Below are 5,792 nucleotides of genomic sequence, written 5' to 3'. Positions count from 1 at the left end.
GGTTCTGGGCCGGGCTGCTCTGGCTGCGGGCGCGGTACACCGAAGACGCGGCCGACCGGCGCACCGCCGCCGCCTGCACGGCCCGGCTCGAACCGTGGGTACGGGCCGACACCGCCACCCGTGGCCTGATCCTCTGGTACGGCACCGCTCCGGCCGCGGACGATGCAGAGGCCACCGAGCTCCAAGGCCTCGGCGCCCGCGCCGTGCTGGCGGCCTACGACCGTGAACTCGGGCTGGTGCCCTGGGGGGACGCGCTCGGCGGGCCCCGCCTGCTCGCCCGCGTGGACGGCGTGCCGGGGACCGTACCCCTGCTGGCCGGCGCCGGACCGCAGGGCGCCACCGCGGCCGCGGCCCACCTCCACCGCCACCTCGACCTCTGCCTCGGCGCGCACTCCGGTGCCCGGGCCGCTGGGACGCTGACTCCTGCCTCGCGCTTCGACGCGGTAGCGGGCTGGCAGCCCCGCTCGGACCCGCCGCCGGGCTGGAGCCGGGGCCGCGCCTGGCTGCTGCTGGCGGTGGCCGATGCCTTGCTGCGCCCGGACCTGGCGCTCCCCGGCTCGGCCGCCCGGCTCGACGCGGCGGCCGAACTCCTGGCGACGGGCGCCGAGTCGGGGGCCGGCGGACTCGTCCCGGCGGCCGACGCCGGCCGCCCGGACGGGCCGCGCGACACCTCGGCCGCCGCGATCACCGCGGTCGCCCTGCTGAAACTCGCCCGCGTGCCGGGTCCCCGGGCGGCCGGGTACGCGTACCGGGCCGAGGCGATCCTCCGCCGGCTCGCCGAGCGCCACGTGAGCGGCCCGGACTCCGGGCGCCCGCCCGGGATGCTGCTGGACGGCTGCTACGACGCCGGGAAAGAGCTGGCCGTCCGGCACGAACTCGTCTGGGGCGACTTCTTCCTGGCGCTCGGCCTCGCCGCCGTGCACGGGGTCGTCGACATCACCCGCGTGTAGCCGTACGCTCCGGGCCGCCGCCGTCCCGCCCGTACGCGCGCAGGACCCGGCGGGCCACGGAGGTGATGTGCAGCTCGTCCGGGCCGTCGAGGATGCGGGCGGCCCGGCCGGTGCGGAAGAGTCCGGGCAGCGGGGTGTCCGGGCCGAGCCCTGCGGCGCCGTGGACCTGGATGGCGGAGTCCGCGACCTGCTGGAGCATGCGCGCGGCGGCGACCTTGGCGAGCCCCACCTCCGTCCGCGCGTCCCGCCCCGCGTCGATCAGCGCCACCGCCTCGTGCACGAGGGCGCGGGTGGTGCGCAGGGCGAGCAGGGCGTCGAAGACATGACTCTGGACCAACTGCTGGTCGGCGAGGGGCCCGCGGGACCCGCTGCGGCTGGCGGCCCGCTCGCACATGAGGTCGAAGGCCCGCTGGCCCTGGCCGAGCCAGCGCAGGCAGCGCAGCGTACGACCGAGCCGCAGCCGCTCACCGGCGAGGGCGAGCGCGTCCCCGGGCTCGCCGAGGAGGTGGTCGGCCGGGACCCGTACCCGGTCGAATGCGATCTCGTACTGGCCGCCCGTACCGAGGACGGTGAGTTCGCGTACGACGCGGAATCCGGCCGACGCGGTGGGCACGAGCAGCAGCGACAGCCCCTCGCGGTCGCCGGTGCTCCCGCCGGTGCGGGCCATGACCGTCACCAGGTCGGCGCCCGCGGCGCCCGAGGTGAACCACTTGCGGCCGGTGACGAGCCAGCTGCCGTCCGGCCCGCGCTCCGCCCGGGTGCCGGTCAGGAAGGGGTCGGTGCCGGGGACGTCCGGCTCGGTCATGGCGTAGCAGGTCCGTATCTCCCCGGCGACCAGCGGCTTCAGATATGCCTCGCGGACCGCGGTCCCCCCGTGCCGCGCCAGCATCGTCACGTCGAGCAGCGGGGCGGATCCCAGCGCGGCCGGACCGTGGTCACTGGCCCCCTCCGCCTCGGCCAGTCCCGCGTACGCGCGGAACCCGAGCCCGCCGCCGCCCAGTTCCTCCGGGAGCGGCAGCGCCCACAGGCCCTCCTCCTGCGCCTGGGCGCGCAGGTCGGCCAGCGCCTCGGCCGCCGCGGGCCCGCCCCCGTCCAACAGCGCCTCCCGAGGGATCACCCGAGAGCGGACGAACCGGTCGATCCGTTCCCTCAAGTCACCTTTCTCCGCAGTCTGTTCTGCATCCGAGGTGTGGTCCGTGCCTGGATCCGTCACTTGTTTCCTCCTGATCACCGGGAACTCGCGGGAGCGGCCGACCGACTCCCTGTCCGTGGAACTGGTCGGGTGCGCACGCTCCCGGGTTCCCCACATTCGGCAAGACCCGGGCGCAGGCCACCGCCGCGCCAGGAGAGGAGAGGCATGGCGTCACCAGCAACCACGCAGACGGTCCGGCCGCTCGACACACTGCGCTTCGACACCTCGGGACCCCCGCAGATCACGAGCGTCATCGCCGATCACCTGCGGCTGCTCGGCGCACGGACGGACCGCCCCACACGGGAGGGGACGCTCACCGGCACCGCCGCCGTCACCGATGGCACCACGCTCACGGGCGGCGGTTTCGACCCGGCGAACGCGACCGCCACCTGGGCGGATCCCGCGAGCGGGCTCGTCGACGAGGCCACGGTCCAGGCCGCCACCGGCATCATGGCCGTGCACGGCCGGCGCGACGGCGGCCCGCGCGGCCTCGCCGTCGACTACGCGGCCACCGCCACCGGAGTCCTGGCCGTGCAGGGGCTGCTCGCGGCTCTGGTGGGCCAGGCCCGCGGCGGCGTCGCCCGCGCGGTCACCACCAGTGCGGACCGGGCGGGACTGCTCGCGGTCTCCCAGTACCTCGCCGCCGCCGGGGCCGACGAGGGAGAGGCCGCCGAACTGGCCGCCGGAGGACCTCCGTTCACCTCGGCCGACGGTGTCCTCTTCGAACTGGAGACACTCGACCCGGGCACCTGGGGGGCCTTCTGGAAGGCACTGGAGGCGCCCGCGGAGGCCTTGCGGTCCGGCTGGCGGCCCTTCCAGTTCCGCTATGCCACCGCCTGTGCCCCCTTCCCGGTGGCCCTCCACCTCACGGCCCGGTCCCACTCCTGGGAGCGGATCCGCCGGGCAGCGGCCGCCTACGGCACCGAGGTGTGCGCTTTGCGCCCGCTCGCCGAACGGGCGGCGGAACACGACGGCGCCGCCCCCTGGTCCCTGGCCCCGTCGGCCACCGGCCGTCTCACCGCAAGGTCGCACCGGCTGCCCGGAGCGGCACACTCCGGCGGGCCGCTGGCCGGGCTGACCGTACTGGAGGCGGGCCGCCGCATCCAGGCACCGCTCGCCGCGCATCTCCTCGGGAGCCTCGGCGCCGACGTGATCCGGATCGAACCGCCGGGTGGCGACCCGCTGCGCGGCATGCCCCCGGCCTGTTCCGGGATCTCGGCGCGCTGGCTCGCCCTCAACCGGGGCAAGCGGGCCGTCGAGATCGACATCAAGAGGGAGGGCGACCGCCGACGGCTGCGTGAGCTGGCGGCCGGGGCCGACGTCTTCCTGCACAACTGGGCGCCGGGCAAGGCCGCCGAGCTCGGCCTCGACTCCGCGGACCTCGCACGGGTCAATCCCGCGCTCGTCTACGCGTACACCAGCGGCTGGGCCGACCGGGTCGAGGACGCCCCCATGGGCACCGACTTCATGGTCCAGGCCCGTACGGGCGTCGGCGAAGCCGCCCGCCCCGAGGGCGAGGCCCCGGCGCCCTCGCTGATGACCCTGCTCGACGTACTGGGCGGACTGCTCGGCGCCGAGGCCGTCCTCGCCGGGCTGCTGCTGCGCGAACGTACCGGCCACGGCGTACGGGTGGACTCCTCCCTGCTCGGCGCGGCCGACACGCTGACCGCTCCCGCCCTGCGCCGGGCGGCCCGCGGCGAGAACCCCCGGCGACCGGCCGGATTCCGGCTCCCGCGGCCGACGGCGGACGGCTGGCTCGCACCGGCCGACGCCGACGCCCGAGCCGTGGCCGTCCACGACCTCGGCGGCCTGTCCACGACGGAGGCCCTGGCCCGGCTGCACGAGCACGGACTGACCGCGACCGCGGTGACCACCGAGCTGGCCGACCTGCACCACGATCCGCGCTTCACCGGCTCGATCAGCCGCGACGCGCACGGCGCCCCCGCAGTCCCCGACCCCTGGAGTTTCGTATGACCGCCGACAGGCTCGTCCTGCACGACCTGCTGCCCGCCGAACTCCGCCGGTCCTGGGTGATCGACGGGACCTGCCCCGACCTCGACCTCTACAGCCTCTTCCGGGCCCGCCAGATCGCCGACCTGCACCGCACGGCCGTCCTCGATGCCAAGGGCAAGCTCTGCTACACCGCGCTGGACCGCAAGGTCCGATGTCTGGCCACCGGCCTGCGGGAACTCGGAATCGGCCCGGGCGACGTGGTCGGCGTGCAACTCCCCGACAACCGCTTCGCCGTCATCGCCGATCTGGCGCTCGCCGCCCTCGGCGCGATCGCGCTCCCGTTCCCGGTGGGCCGGGGCGTTGTCGAAGCCGAGTGCCTGCTGCGCCGCGCCGAGGCCGTCGCCGTCATCGCGGCCACCGAGCACCGGGGATCGCGGCACGCGGCCGACCTGAGCACGCTCGCCGGGGTGCTCCCGGCACTGCGCCACGTCATCGCCGCGGGGCCGGTCGCGCCCGAAGGAACGATTCACCTGTCGAGGCTGCTGCGCTCCGACCCCAGCGGATTCGTCCCCGCCCGGCCCGATCCCGACAGTGCCGCACGCATCCTCGTGTCCTCCGGCTCCGAGGCCGAGCCGAAGATGATCGCGTACTCGCACAACGCACTGGCCGGCGGACGGGGGAACTTCCTCGCCTCCCTCATCCCGGACCGCACGCCGCCGAATTGTCTGTTCCTCGTACCGCTGGCCTCCGCCTTCGGGTCCAACGGCACCGCGGTCACGCTCGCCCGGCACGGCGGCACCCTCGTCCTGCTCGACCGCTTCACCCCGGAAGCGGCGATCGAGGCGGTGCGCGCACACCGGCCGACGCACATCCTCGGCGTGCCCACCATGATCCGCATGATGCTCGAACGCCTCGACGGGACGGACGAGAAGCTGCCCGCCCCCACCGCCCTGGTCCTCGGCGGGGCGCCGCTCGACGAGACCACCGCGGCCGCCGCGGCCCAGGCCTTCGGCTGCCCCGTGGTGAACCTCTACGGCTCCGCCGACGGCGTCAACTGCCACACCGGGCTCGGCAGCACGGTGCCGCCCACCGACGGATCCGGGGTCGTCGCGGGCCGTCCCGACCCCAGGGTCGCCGAGATCCGCATCGCCGACCCGGTCACGCACGAACCGCTGCCGGACGGCGCCGTCGGCGAGATCGTCTCGCGCGGCCCGATGACCCCGCTGTGCTACGTGGGCGCGCCCGACCTGGACGCCCGCTACCGTACGCCGGACGGCTGGGTCCGCACCGGTGACCTCGGCTACCTCGACTCCGACAGCGTCCTGCACATCGTCGGCCGCCTCAAGGACATCGTCATCCGCGGCGGCGCCAACATCAGCCCGGCGGAGGTCGAACGCGAACTGACCGCGCACCCCCAGGTCCGCGACGTGGCCTGCGTAGGCGTCCCGGACCCCTTGATGGGGGAGCGGCTGGCGGCCTGCGTGGTGCCGCGCGGCGGGCAGCCCCTCACCCTGGCCTCGCTCGGCGAACACCTCGCGCGGCGCGGGCTGGAACGGTCCAAGCACCCGGAACGGCTGCTCCTGATCGCCGAGCTGCCGCTGACGGCCGCCGGCAAGCCGGACCGCGCGGCCCTGCGCGAGCGCCTCGCGGCGACGGCCACCACGGCTCCGCCGCTCGCACAGGCGGGCTGAGGGTGG

General features: G+C 75.6%; 4 protein-coding genes. 3 read left to right on the top strand and 1 reads right to left on the bottom strand.

Annotated elements, in window-relative coordinates; translation table 11 throughout:
- Positions 1 to 950, top strand: a 950-nt coding sequence (locus tag ACWGIU_RS27255) for a sugar ABC transporter permease (RefSeq protein ID WP_453710059.1), incomplete at its 5' end; no start/stop codon positions are given.
- Here the strand turns inward: ACWGIU_RS27255 and ACWGIU_RS27250 are convergent.
- Positions 937 to 2,163 (bottom strand): acyl-CoA dehydrogenase family protein, encoded by a 1,227-nt coding sequence (locus ACWGIU_RS27250; RefSeq protein WP_453710057.1) that lies wholly within the window; start codon positions 2,161 to 2,163, stop codon positions 937 to 939. The genes ACWGIU_RS27255 and ACWGIU_RS27250 overlap by 14 nt on opposite strands.
- A 144-nt stretch (positions 2,164 to 2,307) precedes the next feature.
- Here ACWGIU_RS27250 and ACWGIU_RS27245 point away from each other — a divergent pair, with 144 nt between their 5' ends.
- Both ACWGIU_RS27245 and ACWGIU_RS27240 read left to right on the top strand, forming a co-directional pair.
- Positions 2,308 to 4,116 (top strand): CoA transferase, encoded by a 1,809-nt coding sequence (locus ACWGIU_RS27245; protein ID WP_453710055.1) that lies wholly within the window; start codon positions 2,308 to 2,310, stop codon positions 4,114 to 4,116.
- Positions 4,113 to 5,786, top strand: a complete 1,674-nt coding sequence (locus ACWGIU_RS27240; RefSeq protein ID WP_453710053.1) for a class I adenylate-forming enzyme family protein — start codon at positions 4,113 to 4,115, stop codon at positions 5,784 to 5,786. Before ACWGIU_RS27245 ends, ACWGIU_RS27240 begins: the two co-directional genes overlap by 4 nt.
- Positions 5,787 to 5,792: the final 6 nt, after the last annotated feature.

The sequence above is a fragment of the Streptomyces sp. NPDC054840 genome, assembly GCF_053611065.1.
Note: the sequence above shows the minus strand (reverse complement) of the source record. Positions and strands in the feature narration are given on the sequence as shown.

Excerpts from the sequence above, each read along its gene's own strand:
- ACWGIU_RS27245 (WP_453710055.1), top strand. The coding sequence starts at position 2,308 with ATGGCGTCACCAGCAACCACGCAGACGGTCCGGCCGCTCGACACACTG.
- ACWGIU_RS27240 (WP_453710053.1), top strand. The coding sequence starts at position 4,113 with ATGACCGCCGACAGGCTCGTCCTGCACGACCTGCTGCCCGCCGAACTC.